This is a genomic window from uncultured Duncaniella sp. (assembly GCF_910578445.1).
In the GTDB taxonomy this organism is placed as follows: Bacteria; Bacteroidota; Bacteroidia; order Bacteroidales; family Muribaculaceae; genus Duncaniella.
Map to the genome: position 1 here is coordinate 16,185 of NZ_CAJTQC010000011.1, position 23,033 is coordinate 39,217.

Genomic DNA, 23,033 nt, shown 5'->3' on the forward strand with positions numbered 1-23,033 from the left:
AGACAACCCAATCAACGGAGGAGCGAACCAATCTCGCCCCTCCGTTCTCATAAATACCGGCCGACTACCTACCAAAACCTGATGCCAAGTCAGAGCGCCCCACACACAAGACAGCCATTCACGCCATCAAATGTAATTATGGTCAGTAAATCCGCATTATTTATAAGGGGAATAGATTACACGCCGGGGAGTCCTGCGGTGGCAGCCGTCATGACAGTAAGCAAGTCTATTGCAAAAAAAATGGACGATGCAATAAAATGAAGTAACGCAGCCAGTGAAGAACGCTCAGCCGTCATTACTCGGAATATATCGAATGTGGCGCATGCGAGACAAGATGTCCGTCAGGAGTGGAAATTGCCCAAAGAATGCCCCGCGCGACAGACAGATTCGGATATTTAAGATACTTGCACCATCATTCTCAGACACACGGTTTGTAGCGAAATTTTATGCTTTAAAACATAAATTTAACATACGGACAAAGTACAATAAGTATTTTAAGTGTTATTTTTACACTTTTTATTCTAAAAAAGATTTGGTTTTGTAAAAAATTGTATATCTTTGCATCGGGTTATGAGTCTTTAAGTCAAAAAATATCATAAGAAATCCACTTATTTTCACAAAACCCTCCGATGATGATGTCCGATATTCATCTATTGTATAAAAACCGGGCACATAGATAATGTAAATAGCAACAATAACTCTTTAAATAAATACAATACACCTTAAGTCCAAAGTAATGACACCCAACCGTCTGCTCAGCCTGTTAATGGTTGCACTGCTGGTATTGCCTGTCTTTGCACAAGAGAAGAAAAGCGACCACCGTTATAAAGTGGCCGCGTGTGACTGGATGATGCTGAAACGTCAGAAAATCGGCTCGTTTAAATTGATGAAAGAACTTAAAGGCGACGGCGTCGAAATGGATGCCGGAGGCCTTGGAGCGCGTGACACGTTTGACAACAAGTTCCATCAGCAACATTTCCGTGTGCTGTTCCGCCAGACCGCCGACAGTCTCGGCATCAAAGTCCCCTCCGTTGCCATGTCAGGCTTTTTCGGGCAATCATTCATTGAAAAGAAAACTTATGCAGAGCTGATCGACGACTGCCTCTCCACAATGGAGGCTATGGATGCCAAAGTCGCTTTCCTGCCATTGGGAGGTATCAAGGACGATTGGACAGTCAAAGGCCCTGCCCGCAGCGAACTCGTGAAGCGACTCCACGAATCGGGCGAAAAGGCCAAAGCCAAGGGAATGACAATCGGAATCCGCGTCCCCCTGCCTGCAAAAGACGCAAAGAAGCTGCTCAAGGAAATCAACTCTGACGGCATAAAAATCTATTTCAATCTTCAGGACGCACTTGATGCCGGGCGCAACCCGATTAAGGAGCTGAAAACTATCGGAAAAGACAACATCTGTCAGATACATCTCAGCAACACCGACGGTTTCAATCTAAAAGATGATCCGGCAGTCGACCTTCTTGCCATCAGAAAGGCTCTTGACAAAATGGGTTGGAGCGGTTGGCTGGTCGTCGAACGTTCCAGAGACAAAAACCATGTGAGAGACGTGAAATATAATTTCGGGAACAACATACAATATATTAAAGAAGTATTTCAGACATCCGGCTGTAAATAAAAACATCCCATCCCCTCCTCTGTTTTCTCACTCATTAACTTACGTCGAAACTATTTTAACGAAAATTTCTCATTTTATAAACATAACAAAAACTATTGATCAAGAACCATGAACCACAGAATCAAATGGCTCAGTAGTATTTGCTATGCTCCAATGATGCTGGCTCTTGTCACATCGTGCGCCGAAGGTGTCGATGACAACGAGCGTTTCAGCGCAGGGGTGAGCAATACCCAGTTGGAGTCACCGGAGCTTGACCCGACTAAATTCAAGACCCAGATCAACGCTGACGGGTCAGAGAGTGTCGAAGTAACCTGGTCCGTAATCTTTGGCGCAGGGGGCTATCTTGCCAACGTGCAGGATGTCACCAACCCGGCCAATCCGGTCGCCATTATCAAGGACAGTGTGATTGACGGCTGCCGATTCTCATTTCCACGCCTTGTCGACACCAAGTATGAAATCAGCGTAAGCACCCTCGGCAATGAGCAGCTCAACAACACTGCTTCAACTACCCCCAGTGTCGTTGCTTACAGCACATTCCTCCCGGCAACCATCATCCCCAGAGGATCTGACATCGCTCAATTCATCGCTGAAAATTTCCAGGAATCAGCCGATGAAGTAGCATTCGAGCTTGAGGCTGGCCAAAACTATACGCTTTCAGGCACAGTCGACTTCAATCTTACACCAGTCACTTTACGAGGCGACAAATACAACCGTCCTTATGTAGAGATCATAAAACAAGGATGCATCTCGACTCAAGCCGGACTCAAAATCAAAAACATCAATTTTGACATGTCGGCAGCAGAGGCTCAGAGCTTCATCGCTCTAAGCAGCACTCCAAGCGAGAGCATCACGACAGAAGCGCTGGGCTTTAAAGCACTGGGTGCAAATCAGAATTGCTACGTCATCATGGGACAGATCTCAGTCGAATCATGCAACTTCCGCAATATGCCAGGAAGCATCCTTTGGGGCAACAAGCAGCCTTACAGCATGAACGACTTCCGCATCACGGATTGCATTGTCCAGCTTAACAATTCAACTTCCGCGACATTCATCAATCTGTGGGATTCAAGTATCTCAACCGGCACGCTCAAGACAATGACGCTGAAAAACAGCACATTCTATAACCTTGTCGAAAATAATTCCGCATACTTCTTCCGCTACGCCAACCCATCGAGCGCCGACCCGCAGAAGACATTCGGAACAGGAGCCACTTCAACCCATACAATTGACCACTGCACGTTTGACCGCACATTTACCGGCAAAGATTTCGCCAACAATATGCCTACCGTCAACCGTTTTGAAGTCGTGTTCACCAACAACGTGTTCTACGATGTATTCCGCATCTATCAGTACATCCGCAGCACAACCGTTCTCACCAAGACCGAAAACAACGTCGTATGGGGCAATTTTGCCGGCATCCCGAACAACAACGACCTCAAATATGCCGAAAACATCAATCCGGAATTCGTAGGTCCTACCATTCAGGAATTTAACCTTGACGAAGCCAAGGGAGGAGTCAACTATCGTCCGCAGAACGCGACCTGCGCAGACAAAAAAATGGGCGACCCCCGCTGGTATGAATAAAAATCTTAAATTACAACATTCATGAAACACTATATAGCAAAAATCAGCCTCGTTCTCCTGGCCTTTCTGCTGACAGTACCGGCATTCGCACAGGATGTCCTCTATCAAGGTACAGTCGTTGACTCGCAGGACGAACCCCTGATCGGCGCGACAGTGCGCGTGCCCGACTCCAAAATAGTAACGATAACCGACATTGACGGAAATTTCTCAATCAAAGTTCCTAAAGGCAAAAGTGTGGAGATTTCATATATCGGTTACCTGCCTGTGACTGTCACAAATTTCAACGAGACAAAGATTGTTCTTAAAGAAGATTCCGAATCTCTTGACGAAGTCGTTGTCGTCGGCTACGGCACACAGAAGAAAGCCCACCTCACAGGTGCGATTTCGACAGTGCCCATGGACGACATCAAAGACCTTGCAGACGGCAACCTCGCCTCATCGCTCAGCGGTCTTGTCAACGGTCTCAGTGTAGTCGGAGGTGACTCACGTCCCGGTGACCCCGCATCGGTCTACGTCCGCGGTGTCCGCAGCCTCGGTGATGTCGGTTCGACAGTGCAGCAGCCCCTCTTCGTCATCGACGGAGTGGTCTACAACAACGACGTCAGAGTAGGCAACATCACCACCAACCCCGGTGCTGACGCCTTCAACAACCTTGACCCCAACGATGTGGAGAGCATCACAGTCCTCAAGGACGCATCGGCAGCTGTCTACGGTTCACGTGCGGCCAACGGTGTCATCCTTGTGACCACAAAGAAAGGTAAACTCGGCGAACCCGTCATCAGCTACAGTGGCACATTCGGTTTCACCGATGCCGTGTCAAACCCCAAGATGCTCAACGCCTACGACTACGGCCGTCTCTACAACGCCATGGCCGCAGCCGATCCCACCAACACCACTCTCAACCGCCTCAACGACCTCTTCCAGGCTGATGAGCTTCAGGCTATGCGTGGTCTCAACTACAACCTGCTCGACGACTACTGGAAGACAGGCTTCACCATGAAGCACAACGTAGGTGTAAGCGGAGCTACCGAAAAAGCCAACTACTATGCCAGCATCGGCTACTATGATCAGGACGGCAACCTCGGCAAACTCGACTACAACCGCTGGAACTTCCGTGCCGGTGTCGACCTCACGCTCAAAAAGTGGGTCAAGGCAAGCGTTCAGGTTTCAGGTGACTACGGCGACAAGAACAATCCTCTCGTGAAGGTCGGTGGAACCAACCCCGAAAAGCAATACAATCTGCTCCTCACCCATCCTCGTTATATCCCCGAATATGTCAACGGCTACCCCATGGCCTCTTACGGCCCGACCAACAATCGTGTGAACGCCGATCAGGACTACTCTTTCTCCGTGCTCCAGAACTCAGGCGACTACAGCAAGAACAAAACCTCGAATCTCCAGATCAACACCGGTCTTGAACTCGACTTCGGATTCGTTCCCGCGCTCAAAGGTCTTAAGGCCCGCTTCAACTACTCAAAGAGCATCAACACTTCTAAGGCCAACCAGTTCGGCTCAGCCTACAACATCTACTACATGAGCGAACGCACCGGCTCAGGCTCACACCTCTACACACCCATCGCAGGTGAAGAGGCCGCCTACGAAGCCCTCATGACTCCGAGCAACTTCCTCCTTGGCAACAACGGTGTGCCCGTGGCCAACGGACCTGAAGGCGGCTTCCTTAACCGCACTATGGACCGCTCTGACAGCTATCAGATGAACTTCACCGTCAACTACAACCGTGATTTCGGTCCTCACTCCATCGGAGCACTCTTCTCGATTGAAAAGAGCGAATTCGAAAACGAATATCTTGAAGGCCAAGTGACCTACCCCTACGAATTCGGCACAGGCCAGTCAAACTCAGTTGGTAAGGACTCAAAGGCCACTACCGTCTTCACCCGTTCAGAAGCCGGCAGCCTCTCATACATCTTCCGCGCCAACTACGCCTACAACAGCAAATATCTCTTCGAGGCACTCCTCCGTATCGACTCTTCGACCAAGTTTGCTCCCGAAAACTACTGGGGCACATTCCCCTCTGTATCTCTCGGCTGGGTCATCTCTGAAGAAGACTTCTTCAAGGACATCACTTGGATCGACTTCCTCAAAATCCGTGCGTCATACGGTCTCACAGGCCGCGACAACACCCTCGCATGGCAGTGGCTTCAGACCTATGGAACCGACAAGGACAAAGGTCCGGTGTTCGGCACAGGTAACGAAAACCAGTCAGGCAGCCACATTTCGATGAACGACAAGTCGTCTGTCAACCGTAACGCACATTGGGACAAGAGCCATAAGTTCAATGCCGGTATCGACATGAATGTGATCCACAGCCACCTCAACGTTGCTATTGACGGCTACTACACATGGGACCGCGAAATGCTCATGCCCTTCAAGGCTTCTGTTCCCGGAACTATCGGTATCCAGTCTGCCCCGATGAACTACGGTAAGATGAACCAGTATGGTGTTGAACTTTCAGTCAACTGGCGCAGCAACATCGGCAAGGACTTCCGTTACAAAATCGGTCTCAACACCGGTCTTTCCGACAACAAGGTGCTCCTCATGGACTGGGCAACCAACTATATCTACCGCCAGATTACACACGGCCACCGTTCCGACATCGGAACTTGGGGCATGCAGTGTCTCGGTATGTTCCGCAGCTTCCAGGAAATCGACGAATACTTTACGAAGTACAACATCACCTCTTACATGGGTATGACAAAGGATCAGGTGCGTCCCGGTATGCTCATCTACAAGGATGTCCGCGGTCCTCAGCTTCCCGACGGCACATATGCAGAACCCGACGGCATCGTTGACCGCGACAACGACCAAGTCCAGCTCTCGAACCGTTCGAACCCCTACGGAATGACACTCAACCTCAACGCCGAGTACAAGAACTTCTCAATCACCGCTCAGCTCAGCGGTCAGTGGGGTGGATACACCACCATTCCCTCGGCAGCCCTCAAGCCCGGCGACTCAATCGAGTACACCAACATGCCTTCGTTCTGGAATCCTGACAACATGTTTGTCTACAACGACATCTATGACGCTCAGAACCGTCTGCTCCTTGAAGCAAACCGCGACGCTTACTATCCCAACCTCGCTTATTCAAGCGTCAACAGCGTAAGCTCGACTTTCTGGCGCGTAAGCGCGGCATCACTCCGTCTGACACGTCTGACCCTCGCCTACTCAATTCCTTCAAAATTCACAAAGATGGTAGGCATCAACTCGGCACGTTTCAACGTCACCGGCCAGAACCTTCTGAACTTCCTCAATCCTTATCCCGATAAATTTATGAGCCCGATGGCAGGCAACTACGGCAGCTACCCCAACCTCCGCAGATTCACCGTCGGTGTCAACCTCTCATTCTAATAACCATACAAGATGAAATTCAAGACATATTCAATAGCTGCAATGGCTTGTCTGGCTCTTTCGTCATGCTCCGACGACTTCCTGAAGGACATGAAGAACTATGAATCGACAACCCCGGAAGCATACAATTACTATTCAGGAGCACTCGGACGTCTCGCTGATGTCTACGCCCTCGCCCTTCCCTACGGCAACAGCAGCAGTGTCCCCGTATGGCAAGTTCCGAGCAACGGACGTGCCGACGACGAGTCTAAATCAACCGAGGAATACAGCGGTTTCGGCTGCTACGTCAACGGTGAAATAACCCTCTCGTCCACTTCGCAGACCAATCCTGTCCCCGACTATTTCCAAGGACAGGCCCGCAAGGTGCGCAACTCCACATGGGGCCGCATCCGCAACGTCAACGACGTTATCGCCGGAATCTCCGGAAGCACTCTGACACAGGAACAGAAAAACGAGCTTCTCGGTCAGGCTTACTTCCTCCGCGCGTGGTGCTACTATCTGATGTTCAAGTGGTATGGCGGTGTGCCCATCATCACCGAAGTGCAGAATCCTGTCCCCGGTCTGAGCACAGCCCGCTCTACTACCAAGCAAACCTTCGAATTCATCTGCGAAGATCTTGACCGCGCAGCCGAGCTCCTTGCTCCTTTCACCGCAAACGGCGGTTGGGCATCGACCGACTACGGACGCGCCACCACAGCGGCAGCTCTCGCGCTCAAAGGACGCATCATGGTGCTTTATGCAAGCCCGCTGTTCAACCGCGCCAACGACAAATCGCGCTGGGAGGCTGCCTACAAGTTCTTTACCGAGGCAATCCCCGAAATCAACAAGTGTGGCAACCACCTCGCATACGAAGGCAATCCCGGTGAGAACGCATCCAACTGGGCAAAGATGTTTATCGAAGACGGTGTCAACCCCGAAGCAATCTACGTAGCTCTCTACAATCAGATTGCCACAGGCGGTACTCCGGACTATGCCAAGAACAATGACTGGGAACAGGGTATCCGTCCGAGCAACACACTCGGCAGCGGCGGCAAAGTTCCATCAGCAGCCATAATCGACCTCTTCCCGATGAAGGATGGCAAGCGTCCGTCGAGCTACGACAGCTACACCACCCTCAACCCTTCGGAAATCGCCTACAACCCCGAGCTTCCGTTCCTTGACCGTGACCCACGCTTCTACCGCACCTTCGCCTTCCCCGGCGTATGCTGGGCATTCAACGGCAACCCGATGAACTCGGAAAACCACAATGCCTACAATGGTCCTGACTATCAGCTTTGGAACTATGTATGGTATGCCGACGCTGCCGACCGTGATAACATCGAAAGCGGCAACACCTACGGTCCTGACGGACTCATGGGCAATGTAAAGGGCATGTATGTACGCAAGCGCACCGACGACCTCCATGTCAACACTTCGGCCCGCTACGCCTACACTCAGGGCACAGGCTTCAAGTACTCAGCCGCCCCCTACATGGAAATCCGCTACACCGAAGTGCTTCTCAACTATGCCGAAGCAGCCTGTCAGTCAGGCCACGGCAATGAAGCTGTCGAGCAGCTCAAACGCATCCGCGGCCGTGTCGGCTACACATCTGAAAACAACTACGGTCTTCAGAACGGTCTCGAAGGAAACGAGGCGGCATGTATGGCAGCAATCCTCTATGAACGCCAGATCGAGTTTGCCTACGAAGGCAAGCGCTTCGACGACCTCCGTCGCTGGATGCTTTTCGACGGCGGCGATCAGACTGTCCCCGGAGCACCATCAACATGGACTCTGACCGGATGGGGCGGCAACACATGCACCTATCTCGGTTTCAAACCACTCAACGGCACTCGCCGCGAGAACATGGAGTTCCGCGTACAGAAAACGTATAACGACGGTCTCGGTGGTGACAAGTGGGGCAGCAACGGTGAGAACCCCGATCCTCTGGCCAAAGTCAAACGTCCTGCGGCTATCGACTACCGCTACGACATAGCTCCGCAGCTCACGACTCTTGCTGAATTCTATACCACTTATCTTGAGCGTGCGGTGAAGAAGGGCGACAACTACAACTCTGCTCACGCGCAACTCTACATGAACTACCAGCCGCAATATTATTTCCCCGGCTTTGCATATGGAGTATCTGTCAACAACGAAGGTCTCGAACAGACTATCGGATGGAAGGATGCCTCGACAAACGCCGACGGAACATTCGACCCCCTCGCTGAGTAATCTTTTGTAACTTGAGATAAATCGTGGGGAATATGGTTTAAATAACCATCTGTTCCCCACGATTTTTAACAACTTTTCATTTCGTTTCCGATTAAACCATCAGGAGAAACACCTATCAAATCTCCAGTGGACAACCTATGATTTATCACAATTCCAACATTATTCTAAAATTCTAATCAACAATGAACCGTCAACTCACAATGTGGACTGTGGCAGCAATGATGGCAATACCATCAGCCATGATGGCACAGTATCCGCAGCTCACCCCCGAAGCGAAGGAGTATTATCAGAAAATGATTACTTCGGCCCGCGAACACGCCGACTCGGCGTGGGCTATCGCAAAGCCGATTGTTGAAAAGGAAGCCCGCGAAGGCCGTCCGTATGTGCCTTGGGCATCACGCCCCGATGATCTGGTGAAAGCCACAATCCCGGCGTTCCCCGGAGCGGAAGGCGGAGGCATGTACACTCCCGGCGGACGCGGAGGAAAAGTAATCACTGTCACCAATCTCAACGACAGCGGCCCCGGTTCATTCCGCGAGGCATGTGAAACAGGTGGCGCACGAATCATCGTATTTAACGTCGCAGGCATCATCAATCTCAAGACTCCTCTCTATGTCCGTGCCCCCTATGTCACAATTGCCGGCCAGACCGCACCGGGCGATGGCATCTGCATTGCAGGCGAGTCATTTCAGGTCGACACTCACGACGTGATTGTCCGTCACATGCGTTTCCGCCGTGGTGACACACGCGTGCATAACCGCGAAGACTCTTTCGGTGGCAACCCTGTCGGAAACATCATGATTGACCACTGTTCTGCCGAATGGGGGCTTGATGAAAACATCTCGTTCTACCGTCACATGTATGACCCCAGCGAGGGTCAGTATAAGACCACTGAACTGAAGCTCCCAACTGTCAACGTCACAATCCAGAACACCATTTCCGCAAAGGCGCTTGACACTTACAACCACGCTTTCGGTTCGACTCTCGGTGGCGAAAACTGTATGTTCACCCGCAATCTCTGGGCAAGCAACTCAGGCCGTAATCCTTCAATCGGCTGGAACGGTGTGTTCAACTTCGTCAACAACGTCGTGTATAACTGGGTACACCGTTCATCTGACGGCGGCGACTACACTGCCAAGTTCAACATGATCAACAACTACTACAAGCCCGGTCCTGCAACTCCCAAAGACGGCAACATCGGCCACCGAATTCTCAAACCGGAAGCCGGACGAAGCAAACTCGACCATAAGGTCTATGGCCGCGTATATGCTGAAGGCAACATCATGGAAGGTTATCCCGAAATTTCAGCCGACAACTGGGCCGGAGGTATCCAGATTGAGTCTGATCCCAACACAGGAGAATTCACCGACTACATGCGCGCCAAGACTCCTTTCGAGATGCCCTATGTCCGCGTCACTTCTGCCGAGGATGCCTACGATTTCATTCTTAAGAACGTAGGTGCGACTATCCCGACTCGCGACATCATCGACGAACGTATCATCGAAGAAGTAAGAACCGGTGTCCCCTACTACGACGAGAAACTCGCCAAGAAAAACCACGGTGACACCTCTGGTCTTGCAGAAAAATCAAGAGCCAAGGACGGTTCGTTCAGATACCGCCGTCTCCCGAAGGACTCATACAAAGTGGGTATCATCACAGATCCTCTTCAGATGGGTGGCTATCCTGAATACAAGGGAACTCCTTATGTTGACTCCGACAACGACGGTATGCCTGACGAATGGGAAATTGCAAACGGTCTGAATCCTCACGATCCTTCTGATGCCAATGGCGACATCACAGGCGACGGATATACAAACATCGAAAAGTATATCAACGGCATCAGCACCAAGACCTACATCGACTGGAAGGACCTCCGCAACAACTACGACACCCTTGCAGCCAAAGGCAAGCTCATGTAATCTAAAAGTCTGTAAAAAAATCAATCATCGCTATCATGATTTACAAATCCTGTATAATCGGACTTTTGCTTTCGGCAGTCGCATTGAATGCGGAGGCCGTAGAGCTGAACAAGGAAGGCCGTGATCCGGCCTACGTTGAGTCAATCGTCAACCGCTCCAAGAAAATCGTCGACAAACTCGGCATTTCAGACCGGAAAAAGGCCGACGATGTGACCACCATCATAGCCAACCGCTATTTCAAGCTCAATGACATCTACACAACCCGCGATGCCAAGGTGAAATCCGCAAAGGAGACCCTTACGGGCGATGCGAAAAATGAAGCTGTCCAAGCTGCACAAAATGAGAAGGACGCTGCCCTCTACCGCAGCCACTTCGAATTTCCGGCTGACCTGTCGCTCTATCTCACCCCTGAGCAGATAGACGCCGTGAAAGACGGTATGACCTACGGTGTTGTAAAGGTGACATACGACTCGCATCTCGATATGATTCCGACCCTCACCGACGAGGAAAAGGCTCAGATCAAGGCTTGGCTCATCGAAGCCCGCGAACTTGCAATGGACGCAGAGACTTCCAATAAAAAACATGAAGTCTTCGGCAAATACAAGGGACGCATCAACAACTATCTCGCAAAACGCGGATATGACCTCAAAAAGGAACGCGAAGCATGGTATGAACGTATCAAGGCCCGCGGAGGAACAATCTGACGCTCGTCCATAAAATAATAGGTGCTGAAATCACGTTGCTGATATAAAGGCGCGTTGATTTCAGCACCTCATTTTATATAATAAACATAATTAATAGAGTGTAAAGATTCCCACATATACAATCATCACGACACTCTGTCTAAATTCTAAAATCATGAACAATAAATTCCTGTCTGTTACTTTGGCCGGAGTCATGGCATTCGGCTTGCAGGCGCGAGAATTTCCGCTCGCAGTGAAAGATGGCAAGGTCAGCTACATAGCCGACGAGCTTGGCAACCGTGTGCTTGACTTCTCGACATGCGGTTATCAGAACTCATCGCGGCCAATCCCCAATGTCAGCACAGTGGTGTTCGTCCCATGGAAAGCAGGCGACAACACAGACCGCATACAGCGTGCCATTGACTATGCGGCGTCACTTCCGGTTGGCAAAGACGGCTTCCGTGGAGCAGTGCTGCTCGACAAAGGTGAATTTGAAATCAGCGAGAGCCTCCGCATCAGCGCTTCCGGAATTGTGCTTCGCGGCAGCGGTGAGACGGCGACTACAATCAAAAAAAACGGAGTCGACCGCGGCGCTCTGCTCTACATCGAAGGTGTCTACAATCCGGTCGTGACCGACACTCTGCGTCTTGACGCCTCCTACATTCCGGTCAATTCCACTACCCTCCCGGTAAAATCTATCGGAAAACTGAAAGACGGCGACCGTGTTTTTGTCACACGCACTTCCACAGCCGAATGGATTCAGTCGGTCGGTTGCCACATTTTCGGTGGTGCAATCAGCGCTCTTGGATGGAAACCCGGCGACCTTGACATGAACTGGGACAGAAGCATAAGCTCCACCGCCCCCGGACAACTGACCATCGACGCGCCTCTGACCGTGGCCCTTGACAGCAAATGGGGCGAGACACTTGTCATGCCCTACACGTGGACAGGACGTATCTCTGACATAGGCATCGAAAACCTCTCGATGATTTCGTCTTTTGACTCACGATATGCCAAGGACGAAGACCACTGCTGGGACGGCATCTCGATTGCCAATGCCGAAAACTGCTGGGTGCGTCAGATTGATTTCAAATATTTTGCCGGCAGCGCTGTCATCGTTCAGGGCTCAGCCTCTAAAGTGACAGTTGAAGACTGTATAGCAACAGAGCCTGTGTCGGAAATCGGAGGCATGCGCCGCTCGACATTCCTCACACTCGGTCAGCAGACGCTCTTTCAGCGCTGTCTGTCGCGTCACGGCATCCACGATTTTGCCGCCGGTTTCCTTGCCCCCGGCCCGAACGCATTTGTTCAATGCGAGGCCGAAGAGGCTCTTGGCTTCAGCGGCGCAATTGATGCATGGGCTCCCGGACTCCTTTTCGATATCGTAAACATCGACGGCAACAACCTTACATACAAAAATCTCGGACAAGATAAGAACGGCGCAGGATGGAACACCGCCAATTCTGTCTTCTGGCAGTGCACGGCCGCTGAAATCGAAAATTATTCACCCGCGCCTGATGCAATCAACGTCGCTTTCGGATGCTGGGCTCAATTTTCAGGTGACGGTGAGTGGGCACAGTCCAACAACCACGTGCAGCCCCGAAGCCTGTTCTACTCACAGCTGTCCGACCGTCTCGGACATGATGCCGACTCGACTCAGTCACGCATCCTGCCGATGGCAACCAACGCCACCAGCAGCCCGACTGTCGAAGCAGCCATGAAGCTCGCAAAAGAGGCCTATATCCCACGTCTCACACTCGAGAAATGGATTGAAGACGCTCCGTTTACAGCCTCAACCTCTCCGGAAGGAGTCAAGAGCATCGATGACATAAAATTCAAGCAGGCTCCGGTTGCCAAGACCGACAGCCACAGCTACGGCATTGTCAACGGACGCATGGTCATCGACGGTTCGGTCATGACAGGCGGAAGACATGAAGTGCCTTGGTGGAACGGCAAAATAAAATACAGTTATCTTCCTAAAGCCAAACCCCATGTGACACGCTTCGTGCCCGGACGCGAAGGCTTCGGTCTCACTGACCGCATCGACTCTACGCTCACCTACATGGTCGAGAACAATATCACCGTCCTTGATCATAACTATGGTCTCTGGTATGAACGACGCCGTGACGACCACGAACGAATCCGCCGTCGCGACGGCGACGTTTGGGCGCCTTTCTATGAACAGCCGTTTGCCCGCAGCGGTGAAGGGACTGCTTGGGACGGACTGAGCAAATATGACCTCACACGTCCGAACGCATGGTACTGGAACAGACTCAATCAATTCGCTGAAAAGGGTGCAGACCTCGGCAAGCTTCTTTTCAACGAACACTATTTTCAGCACAACATCCTTGAAGCCGGCGCTCATTGGGTCGATTCGCCGTGGCGTTCCGCAAACAACATAAACTCTACGGATTTCCCCGAGCCTGTCCCGTTTGCCGGTGACAAACGCATCTTCGTAGCCGACATGTTCTATGATGTGAACCATCCTGTGCGTCGCGACCTCCATCGCAATTTCATCCGCATGAACCTTGATAATTTCGCCGACAATCCAAATGTGGTCCACCTTATCAGTGCCGAATTCACCGGACCTCAGCATTTTGTCGAATTCTGGCTTGATACGATTGACGAATGGGAAAAAGAGACCGGAAAGAAAGCCAACGTGGCTCTCAGCACTACGAAAGATGTGCAGGATGCAATTCTTGCCAATCCCAAATACCGTGACATCGTCGACATTATCGACATCCGCTACTGGCACTATAAAACCGATGGCCTCTACGCTCCCGAAGGAGGTAAGAATCTTGCCCCACGCCAGCACGCACGCAAGATGAAGGTCGGAAAGGTGACATTCAAGGAAGCATATAAGGCAGTGAGCGAATACCGTGGCAAATATCCCGACAAAGCCGTCACATATTATGCGCAGAACTATCCCGACATGGCTTGGGCCGTATTTATGGCCGGAGGCTCTCTCGCAGGAATTCCCGTAAAGGACACTGAATTCCTTAAGGATGCAGCAGGAATGGAAATTATCGAATCGGCAAGCGACAATTTCAAACTCCTCGGCAATCAAGACGGCTGCATAATCTATTCGCAGGGCGCAAACAATGTGCCACTCAATCTCGCCCCCGGGAAATATCGCGTCACATCATTCAATCCCAAGACCGGAGAAAAGACTATCGTCAACAAGAGCCTGAAACTCAAAGCGCCCTACACATTTGATACAGCAGACTCAAATTCGGTCTATTGGTTCAAGAAAATTTAAAAGCCTCCACGACAAAGCGAACAGACTTCACCGCCAATCTACAAAGTCGGAAACAATGAAGTCACCATAAAATGACAACGCCACGAAAGATTCGTGGCGTTGTCATTTTATGGTGACTTGGTTTAGACACAAGAGAGAAATACGACTGTATCCGTCGAGGCTAATCCTTCAGCCAGTTCCAACGCTCAGCCCAGTCCGAGAGAACATCCTCGCGCCATTTTTCCGTAGTGGCAGCCCCCTGCCATTTGTCACGGAAACAAGCATTGTCAGAGACATCCGACCACCAGTTTCCACCAAGTTCATAACTATCCTTCAGTTTGTCGCCGGGCCATTGCGGAGAAACGACTATGCTACCGCGCAAACCATCCATCGCGGGAATCAGAGGTGCTGAGAGACGGTAGTCAAGAGTGCCGGGCGCTTTGGGGACATATCTTACAGCATATTCCCATCCGCCGAGGTAGACACCGTCCCAGCTCTGACCGTCGATTGTCATCTTAAAAGCGACACCGCCTATAGGCACAACACCTGCTATTCCCTTAAAGCGGAATTCTGCAACCGAATAGACAGGCACAGTGTCGCGGACAGTTGTCATATACTTGAAAACAGTGCGCGGACTGTGAGTGATACGTTCGAACCGGCCACCCCACGACTCAGCATCAGGACTCGAGGGATCACCGTTCATCATATAAAGGAGCGATGGTGTGTCGCCCATCTTTACATTTCCGTCGTAATATGATTTGAAATCAGCCCCAAGCGCACCTGCTCCGCTGATGGTCTGGTCATAGTAACGCTTGTTGAAACGGTCGTCGCGCTTGGCGTCGCTTATAAATCCACGATATGACGCATTGTTTTCAATCATCCACAAATCGGGAAAATTCTCAGCGATATAGCAGTATGCGTTAGCGCCCCACTTCTTGTTCGGGCCTCCGATCCAGTAGACCCGGATTTTAGACTTGATATCGGGAGCATCGTGGAGAGCCTGCGCCACATCTTCGAGCGCACCCCATACGAGTATGTAAAGCGGACGTGAATCCTGACGCCGTGCCGCCTCGACGATAGCCTTCGAGCCTTCGGTCGGAGTGCTGAATCCACAGTAAGGAGCCATGCCTTCCGCACCCTGACGGCAGAGCGAACGCAAGGAATCAGGACTGAGCAACATCGGCGCACGGGATGAAAGGCGCGGATAGTCCTTCTCATAGACATCAATCATCCTTAGGATTTCCGATTTCGAACCGTCGCCGAACGATGGAGTCGAGACAAGCGCCTCGATGTCAAAAAGATCGTTATACATCAGAAGATGAGCCATCGACTGGTTGTCGTCGGCATCCGTACCGCCTATGTCAGTACTTACAAGGATGCGGTGGCGCTCAGTAGCGACAGCCGCCGAATATGACACAAGCGGCATGAAAATGGAGAGAACCAGACTGGTGATTGATTTGCGATTCATTTCGTTGTTATATTGCGTTTAGTTTTATATGGCATTGAAATCAAACGATAATTACACATTGACAGTCATAAAGTTCCAATGCGGAATACTGTATTAATGTGATGTGTACAAAATTACGAAAAAATCATTGTATTCAAAAACTGCAAAGCTCATTACACCATCACCTTCGAACCACGACCATACCATTAGTCTCTAATTTCTTCATCTAAAGCCAACAGCAAATACAAAATAACACTAATTAACTTTTGTGTGCAGTATCTTCGCCCCTCTGGTTATTTATTTTGCAAAACAATTCATAACACCTTAATCACCTAATAATATGTCATTCATCATTGTTATTCTTTGCGCATTAGCTTGGCTCGGACAAGCTCTTAAAGACGGCGCAAACATCAACTGACTGATAACTTAAACAATTCAGTTTATGATTGGTATCAATACCAGCCGCTATGCCTACTTATCGAACTGCAGTTATGCAGTTATTAATCTCTGCGATTTGTTTCACCCGTAGTGAGAAACAGGAGAAACATTTTGACCCCAAACAGACTGAATTATTGTTTGATATAATTTATTTCCCAATGACCACCTTTCTTTGAACCGACGTAGCGTACAATGTTGGAGAGTGCGGCGAGTTCGCGCTCGATTGTTTTTGTGGCAACGCCTATTGCAGTGGCTATCTCTGCTCTTGTGGTTTGCGGATTCTCGCTGATGATGGCAATGATTCGCTGTTGTCGCTCAGTTAAGTTTTTAGCGACATTTTTAGCGACATTTTTAGCGACATTTTTAGCGACATCAGACTTTTCCGCTTCACGGGTCTGTAAGTCAAAGATTACTTTGACGGAATTGATTGTTGTCTCAATTCGCATTGGGCGACCAGTTACTTCTTGCCACCTTTTTAGTTTACGAAGTCCGTAGCCAAGATTCTCTGACAGGTGTGCAAGACGGAACAGTTTTGCGATTACCGGATTGCGAGGCTGTGATTCAAACGAGCTTTCCATTACCTCCAATGGCATTGGCATACCACCGGGATTAAGAAACTCAATGCGATCATCAAATACATGGATGCAACTGCGTCGAGGGCTGAAATGGTCGGCGTGCGCCATCTGATTTGCCATTGCCTCGCGCAATATGTAGTATTCGGAGAAATCCTCAACCGATTGTCCCCGCTCGTTGATGCCAACCATTGGAGTGTTGACAAGAGTGCGGAGGCGACGAAGAATAACGCGGCTTGCTTCCCAAAGATTCTGTTGTTCCGGGATGCGATAAGAATAATTGTTCGTCACTGCCTCCATGCCAGTACCGGGTATTTCGACGTAATCGGCACAAAACGTCGGCACAAAATTGAAGATATAAGGGCTTTTACCGAGCATTATCAGTCCGCCGTAGGTTAGTTGGCCGGAATGGTCTGTAATTCCGACACCTTTACAAAATTCCTCATCACTCACGCTGTCAAGATGTGAGACCAATCCCCAATGACGCACTTCCGCTCGAAAATCGATTAATGCATCACGGTTGAGCATATCAATACTGGTGTCAGGAATGGATTTCTGCGACTGAATTCCAAATGACTGATCACGAATCATTGACATTATTTCCTGCTGGGTGGCACGTTGGTCGCCGCTTCCCATGCGGATAAATGTGTTCTCAAGAGAACCGAAATAAACAGGCTTGACTTCTGATGACGGAAGATAGAACGCGATGACATTCTTGCCCTCTATCTCGTAGCGATGGAGCGTGGCAAAGAGAGGGACATTGAATTTCTTGGAACGGAGAGTGCCAAAAAAGTCTTGTTCCAGTTTTTCGATATTATCGACACCTACAATCTCAAACAAACGACCGGATTCCTTCACGCCAAGCACAATCCAACCACCAGAGCAATTTGAGAAAGCACTGACGGTCTCCCAAATGTTCTTCGGCAAGTCAGACTTCGCGGCCTTGACCTCGAAATCGTCCCATTCTATGTCGCGTAGCCGTGCTACAAGTTCTTCTTTTGTCATTCTAAAAGCAAATTTAGATATAAAAGCTGACTATTACAATAGCCCCCAGACTTTTAGGATAGATTAGAAATAGTTTTTCGCGCACGTAGAGGAGAGATTATATCTATATTCTTATTTAGGTATATGTCCCCGAAAGTGTCCCATAAGCGGTGGAAAACTTGACGCAGAGAAAACTAGTTCTCCCTCCTGTTTTGACATTTGAGCGGTGTACAAAAAGGAGAATTATGCATAAGTCATCATCTTGCTTGAAAACATCACTTTTCTTGATTTTGACAAAATCGCTATAAGCTAATCCTATATAACACGGCGTAAATTTAATTAATAGATACAAGCAAGCCATTGAAAATGAATTATAAAATCTTCATTCTCAATGGCTTATCTACTTGTGATCCGGATGCGACTCGAACGCATGACCGTCTGCTTAGAAGGCAGATGCTCTATCCAGCTGAGCTACCGGACCAACATTTTTTGGAAATATGAGTGAATAATCTCTATTTTCCCACCGAAAAGCGCGACAATATGACCGTTGTTGGCTTTTCTGTGTGCAAAGGTAAGGATTTTTATCGAGTTTTCCAAGACTATATTTTACATTGATATGGTCATACGGCTAAATTTATCTTATCTTCCGCTATTTAATGACATTAAATTTCCTTACTGCAAGATTAAATCATACGCGAACGAGTTGCTCACAATGCCGAAGAGATTGAACCGGTTCATACATCAAATACTTCATTCACAATCTATGTGTGACCACAGATTGTAGGATAAAATATCGTTTCAATCAGATTTACACAACAAAATAGACCTCGGTTCAAAAAATTAGTGCTACCTTTGCACCCTCATTACGAAAGGGCGAATCATTTTGAAACATATCAAAATGACGACTCGTCCCTTCCTAACCTCCGCCCCTCATCACTGCGATAACTAAAATAGGTTCGTGCTTTTACGAAAGTCTGATAAAATCTGATTTAAAATTATGTGGGTTACACTTGCCATTGTTTCCGCCCTGTGCCTTGGGTTCTATGATGTGATGAAAAAGCTGTCGCTTGACGGCAATAATGTACTCGGCGTATTGTTTCTAAACACGGTTTTCAGCTCCATTCTGATGCTGCCGATAATCATCATAGGCGTATCGCAAGGCAACTACGGACTCGGAAACAGCCTCGAAGGGCATGGCGCTATTCTCATTAAATCCGGAATCGTATTAACCTCATGGCTGTTAGGCTATGCGAGCATCAAGCATCTCCCTCTGACCATCGCCGGCCCGGTGAATGCCTCCCGGCCAGTTCTCGTGCTTGTCGGCGCATTGCTCATATTCGGCGAACGGCTCAACCTTTGGCAATGGGCAGGTGTGATACTCGGATTCTGGTCATTGTTTTTCATCAGCCGTGTAGGTGGCAAAGAGGGATTCTCCCTTAAATCAAGCAAATGGGTATGGATGGCCATCGGTGCGACCGCGATGGGTGCGGTCAGCGCGCTCTACGACAAATACCTCCTGACCCGCTACGAGCCGCTCGAAGTACAGGCGTGGTATTCGCTCTATCAGATGGTCATAATGGGCATCACAATCGGCCTGATACTCAGAAACAACCACGGAGCCACCCCACTCCGCTGGCGATGGACCATCCCTCTCATCTCGGTTTTTCTCACTGTGGCAGACATCGCATACTTCTATAGTCTTTCCATCGAAGGCTCAATGATTGCCGTGGTGTCGATGATCAGACGAGGCAGTGTCATCGTATCATTTTTCTATGGCGTAATCGCCCTCCACGAAAAAAATATCAGACTCAAGCTCATAGACCTCACACTATTGCTCATAGGCCTTACATTCCTTGTCATAGGCAGCATGTAGAGCCGTCCCGGTGACATCATTTCCTTGCCAGTGGCATTTTCGAAAACCGCAATGTCGTCTTCAGCAACGGAAACGACAGTGTGAGGATAGCCTTGTCGGTGACCGACGCATGAATGTCCCTGTCAATCGTATCAAATGTCGCATCGATCCATTCCAAATCGTAATGGTCAATGAAAACCGTGGGCTTCAGACGGCCTTTAAGCATCATCGGCATCCACTGGTCGCGCCGTGTCTCAGCCCCGTCCACATAAATTATATCATAACCCTCTCCATTCCCGACAAGCGCAAGCAGATAGCGTCCGCCCGGACGGGCATAGACAGGATCGTTTTCCCGGTCAAGATACTGCCAGTAGCCCTCAACCTCATCGACCGAACGCGACAGGTAATCCGCCAGCGCGTCGGCCGTCCATGAGGTAGCAAACGCATGCTGAGGCATCATCACACTCTCCACTGAGAATGACGACAGCGTCAGCCGTCCTCTCCCCCACACTGTCAGACGCTCCGGATTATCCGACGGCAATAACGGCACACTGAAAATATCATCCACACTTTTCCCTCCGCCGCCAATCTTCAACAGTCCCTTACTTCGGTCCAGCTCAATGCGCAGGGTGTTATAGACTCCTGACGAAGATTCAAAACGGCTCACATCCTTTTCCGCGACAGTCACGCCGTTCCTGTGAAGTGAAAGGATGTTTTGCCGACGGTCAAGTATATCCCCGAAAGCACTGTTGCCGTGGCGCAATGTCAGCCGCAGCGTATCACCGGCCGATAACATGTCGATACCCCAATAGGCCTGAGCGAGACCGGGACGTTCGCCTATCCCATCCATCGCACCGCGGACATCAACAACCGTCAAGCCTATCCCTTCGCCACACTCCATGTCGACAGACACAGAGGAATCACACAACACTGCAGGGGTCTCAACATAAAAACGTTTGGTCAACGTCCGCCCATAGGCAGACATTGACCATAACGAAATCATTAACATTATCAAAAAAACGGGCGACAGAACCCGAAGGAGAGAGGAAGAATCTTTCATCGTTTATCAGTATTGCCTTCGTAGAAATTGATATATGCACGGTTGACCAGACGGACACCACCCGGTGTCGGATAATCGCCTGAGAAATACCAGTCGCCGGGACAGCCGGGAATAGCCTCGCGCAGACCGTCGAGCGTCTGATAGATAATATCGACTTCCGCGTTTATCGAACCGTCGGCCGTAAGCATTTCCACAATCTTGCGTGAAATCTCTTCCTGCGTGAATGGAGCGTAGATAGCTTTCACGCAATTGCGCAATTCAATATCAAGCACACCTTCCATTTCCTTGCAATGACGGTAGGTATCATCAAGCACATGATCCATGCCCCTGTCCTTCAGCAATTCGACTGCCGCACGGAACGCAATAAACTCGCCCATCCTCGACATGTCGATACCATAATAGTCAGGATAGCGCACCTGAGGCGACGACGACACAACGACTATCTTCCGTGGATGCAGACGGTCGAGCATCTTGAGAATCGACTGTTTCAGAGTCGTACCGCGCACAATACTGTCGTCAATCACCACGAGATTATCCACATTATTCTCGACAATGCCGTAGGTCACGTCATAGACATGGGCCGCAAGATCATTGCGCGACTCTCCTTCGGCTATAAACGTACGCAGTTTTATATCCTTGATGGCAACCTTTTCAACCCGCAGGTCACGGCGCATGATTTCCGACAGAAGCTCGGGAGTGAGTGTCCCGGCATCCTGAGCGTCGAGAATCTCGCGCTCCTTCCTCTTGTCCAGCTCACGCATGAGACCTCCAACCATACCGATAAACGCCACTTCGGCCGTATTCGGAATGAACGAGAATACCGAATGGCCGAGATCGCCGTCAATACTCTTCATGATTGCCGGGACGAGATTCCAACCGAGCTGCTTGCGCTCACGATAGATGTCGGCATCGCTGCCGCGAGAAAAATAAATGCGCTCAAACGAGCAACGACGGTTTTCACTCTCTCCGAGAATGTCGGAAATCTTCATCTGACCTCCCTTTGAGACTATCAGCGCTTTTCCGGGCATCAGTTCATGGACATCTCGACGGGCTACATTAAACACGGTCTGTATTACCGGCCGCTCAGAGGCAAGGACAACAACCTCATCATCATGATAGTAGAATGCAGGACGGATACCATGACGGTCGCGCAGCGCAAACATGTCGCCGCTGCCTGTCGCACCGCAAATCACAAATCCGCCATCCCACTGCGTAGCGGTCGACGACAACACTCGTTGCATGTCAAGATTCTCCTCTATGGTACGGCTCAGTTTCTGACCTTCCATCGAATCACGATACTGACGGTAGATGCGATGGTTCTCTTTGTCGAGCGCATCGCCAAGCTGTTCGAGAAGCACGACCGTATCACTGTAGATGCGGGGGTGCTGTCCGCATGCAACCACGCTGTCAAACACCTGCTCAACATTAGTCATATTGAAATTGCCACACATCAGCAGATTCCGCGAGCGCCAGTTGTTGCGACGAAGGAAAGGATGACAATATGAAAGTCCGCTCTTGCCTGTCGTCGAATAGCGCAGATGCCCCATATAAATTTCGCCAAGGAAAGGAGCATAACGCTCAATCCATTCAGCATCGCGGTCAACGAGGCCGGCTTTCTCAATCTTATCCTTTACTGTATCGAAAATTTCCTGTATAGCATCCTTCCCGAGCGCACGTTCACGGAACACGTATTCATTTCCGGGCACAGAGTGCATTTTCACGACTCCGATTCCGGCTCCTTCCTGCCCACGGTTGTGTTGTTTCTCCATGAGAAGATATAGCTTGCTTATACCATAGGCATAAGAGCCGTATTTCTTTTTATAATATTCAAGAGGCTTGAGCAGACGCACCATAGCCACTCCACACTCGTGTTTAAGTATCTCCATATTCCGTGTATCGATTGAAGATTAAATTAATAATTGCAAATATATAATTTTTTTATTGAAACTCTTTATTCAGCTTAGCCAAAACAGCCGCTCTCCAGCCATCGTCGCCACAACGGAGACATCCGGACAGAGAGCGGATAATGGAAACTGCTGCTGTTATGTATCTAAA

12 protein-coding genes and 1 tRNA gene are annotated in these 23,033 nt (G+C 49.8%); 8 read left to right on the forward strand and 5 right to left on the reverse strand.

Annotation, left to right across the window (positions count from 1 at the left end; translation table 11 throughout):
- Positions 1-736 precede the first annotated feature (736 nt).
- The 7 genes from QZ311_RS06310 (at position 737) to QZ311_RS06340 (ending at position 14,646) form a co-directional block, all read left to right on the forward strand.
- On the forward strand, positions 737-1,627 hold the full coding sequence (locus QZ311_RS06310; RefSeq protein WP_297065570.1) for a TIM barrel protein: 891 nt from the start codon (positions 737-739) through the stop codon (positions 1,625-1,627).
- A gap of 108 nt (positions 1,628-1,735) precedes the next feature.
- Positions 1,736-3,211: a DUF4992 family lipoprotein gene (locus QZ311_RS06315; RefSeq protein WP_297065573.1), complete on the forward strand. Its 1,476-nt coding sequence runs from the start codon at positions 1,736-1,738 to the stop codon at positions 3,209-3,211.
- Between the two features lie 21 nt (positions 3,212-3,232).
- Complete coding sequence (locus tag QZ311_RS06320; RefSeq protein ID WP_297065577.1) at positions 3,233-6,577, forward strand: TonB-dependent receptor; 3,345 nt, start codon at positions 3,233-3,235, stop codon at positions 6,575-6,577.
- Positions 6,578-6,589: 12 nt separating this feature from the next.
- Positions 6,590-8,785 carry a RagB/SusD family nutrient uptake outer membrane protein gene (locus QZ311_RS06325; protein WP_297065580.1) on the forward strand — a complete coding sequence of 732 codons (2,196 nt, stop codon included), beginning with the start codon at positions 6,590-6,592 and terminating at the stop codon, positions 8,783-8,785.
- A gap of 200 nt (positions 8,786-8,985) precedes the next feature.
- Positions 8,986-10,704 carry a thrombospondin type 3 repeat-containing protein gene (locus QZ311_RS06330; protein ID WP_297065691.1) on the forward strand — a complete coding sequence of 573 codons (1,719 nt, stop codon included), beginning with the start codon at positions 8,986-8,988 and terminating at the stop codon, positions 10,702-10,704.
- 35 nt (positions 10,705-10,739) lie between these two features.
- On the forward strand, positions 10,740-11,408 hold the full coding sequence (locus QZ311_RS06335; protein WP_297065583.1) for a DUF3826 domain-containing protein: 669 nt from the start codon (positions 10,740-10,742) through the stop codon (positions 11,406-11,408).
- A 154-nt stretch (positions 11,409-11,562) separates the two neighbouring features.
- Positions 11,563-14,646 (forward strand): DUF6298 domain-containing protein, encoded by a 3,084-nt coding sequence (locus QZ311_RS06340; RefSeq protein WP_297065587.1) that lies wholly within the window; start codon positions 11,563-11,565, stop codon positions 14,644-14,646.
- A gap of 160 nt (positions 14,647-14,806) precedes the next feature.
- Here the strand turns inward: QZ311_RS06340 and QZ311_RS06345 are convergent, their stop codons facing one another.
- The 3 genes from QZ311_RS06345 to QZ311_RS06355 form a co-directional block, all read right to left on the reverse strand.
- The gene (locus tag QZ311_RS06345) at positions 14,807-16,093 is read right to left on the reverse strand and encodes a nucleoside hydrolase-like domain-containing protein (protein ID WP_297065590.1); all 1,287 of its coding nucleotides are present in this window, start codon (positions 16,091-16,093) and stop codon (positions 14,807-14,809) included.
- A gap of 548 nt (positions 16,094-16,641) precedes the next feature.
- The gene (locus QZ311_RS06350) at positions 16,642-18,087 is read right to left on the reverse strand and encodes an RNA-binding domain-containing protein (RefSeq protein ID WP_297065593.1); all 1,446 of its coding nucleotides are present in this window, start codon (positions 18,085-18,087) and stop codon (positions 16,642-16,644) included.
- Positions 18,088-18,473: 386 nt separating this feature from the next.
- Positions 18,474-18,547: transfer RNA gene (locus tag QZ311_RS06355), tRNA-Arg, on the reverse strand.
- Between the two features lie 516 nt (positions 18,548-19,063).
- Between QZ311_RS06355 and QZ311_RS06360 the strand changes: the two genes are divergently transcribed.
- Complete coding sequence (locus QZ311_RS06360; protein WP_123615038.1) at positions 19,064-19,939, forward strand: DMT family transporter; 876 nt, start codon at positions 19,064-19,066, stop codon at positions 19,937-19,939.
- Positions 19,940-19,955: 16 nt separating this feature from the next.
- Here QZ311_RS06360 and QZ311_RS06365 read toward each other — a convergent pair whose 3' ends face one another.
- Both QZ311_RS06365 and QZ311_RS06370 read right to left on the reverse strand, forming a co-directional pair.
- The gene (locus QZ311_RS06365) at positions 19,956-20,921 is read right to left on the reverse strand and encodes a hypothetical protein (protein WP_297065599.1); all 966 of its coding nucleotides are present in this window, start codon (positions 20,919-20,921) and stop codon (positions 19,956-19,958) included.
- Between the two features lie 53 nt (positions 20,922-20,974).
- Positions 20,975-22,864: an amidophosphoribosyltransferase gene (locus QZ311_RS06370; RefSeq protein ID WP_297065601.1), complete on the reverse strand. Its 1,890-nt coding sequence runs from the start codon at positions 22,862-22,864 to the stop codon at positions 20,975-20,977.
- Positions 22,865-23,033 lie beyond the last annotated feature (169 nt).

What these genes read in the sequence shown, in the direction of transcription:
- QZ311_RS06360 (WP_123615038.1), top strand. Translation starts at nt 19,064, where the DNA reads ATGTGGGTTACACTTGCCATTGTTTCCGCCCTGTGCCTTGGGTTCTAT.
- QZ311_RS06365 (WP_297065599.1), bottom strand. Translation starts at nt 20,921, where the DNA reads ATGATTTCGTTATGGTCAATGTCTGCCTATGGGCGGACGTTGACCAAA.
- QZ311_RS06340 (WP_297065587.1), top strand. Translation starts at nt 11,563, where the DNA reads ATGAACAATAAATTCCTGTCTGTTACTTTGGCCGGAGTCATGGCATTC.
- QZ311_RS06315 (WP_297065573.1), top strand. Translation starts at nt 1,736, where the DNA reads ATGAACCACAGAATCAAATGGCTCAGTAGTATTTGCTATGCTCCAATG.
- QZ311_RS06350 (WP_297065593.1), bottom strand. Translation starts at nt 18,087, where the DNA reads ATGACAAAAGAAGAACTTGTAGCACGGCTACGCGACATAGAATGGGAC.
- QZ311_RS06325 (WP_297065580.1), top strand. Translation starts at nt 6,590, where the DNA reads ATGAAATTCAAGACATATTCAATAGCTGCAATGGCTTGTCTGGCTCTT.
- QZ311_RS06320 (WP_297065577.1), top strand. Translation starts at nt 3,233, where the DNA reads ATGAAACACTATATAGCAAAAATCAGCCTCGTTCTCCTGGCCTTTCTG.
- QZ311_RS06330 (WP_297065691.1), top strand. Translation starts at nt 8,986, where the DNA reads ATGTGGACTGTGGCAGCAATGATGGCAATACCATCAGCCATGATGGCA.
- QZ311_RS06345 (WP_297065590.1), bottom strand. Translation starts at nt 16,093, where the DNA reads ATGAATCGCAAATCAATCACCAGTCTGGTTCTCTCCATTTTCATGCCG.
- QZ311_RS06370 (WP_297065601.1), bottom strand. Translation starts at nt 22,864, where the DNA reads ATGGAGATACTTAAACACGAGTGTGGAGTGGCTATGGTGCGTCTGCTC.
- QZ311_RS06310 (WP_297065570.1), top strand. Translation starts at nt 737, where the DNA reads ATGACACCCAACCGTCTGCTCAGCCTGTTAATGGTTGCACTGCTGGTA.
- QZ311_RS06335 (WP_297065583.1), top strand. Translation starts at nt 10,740, where the DNA reads ATGATTTACAAATCCTGTATAATCGGACTTTTGCTTTCGGCAGTCGCA.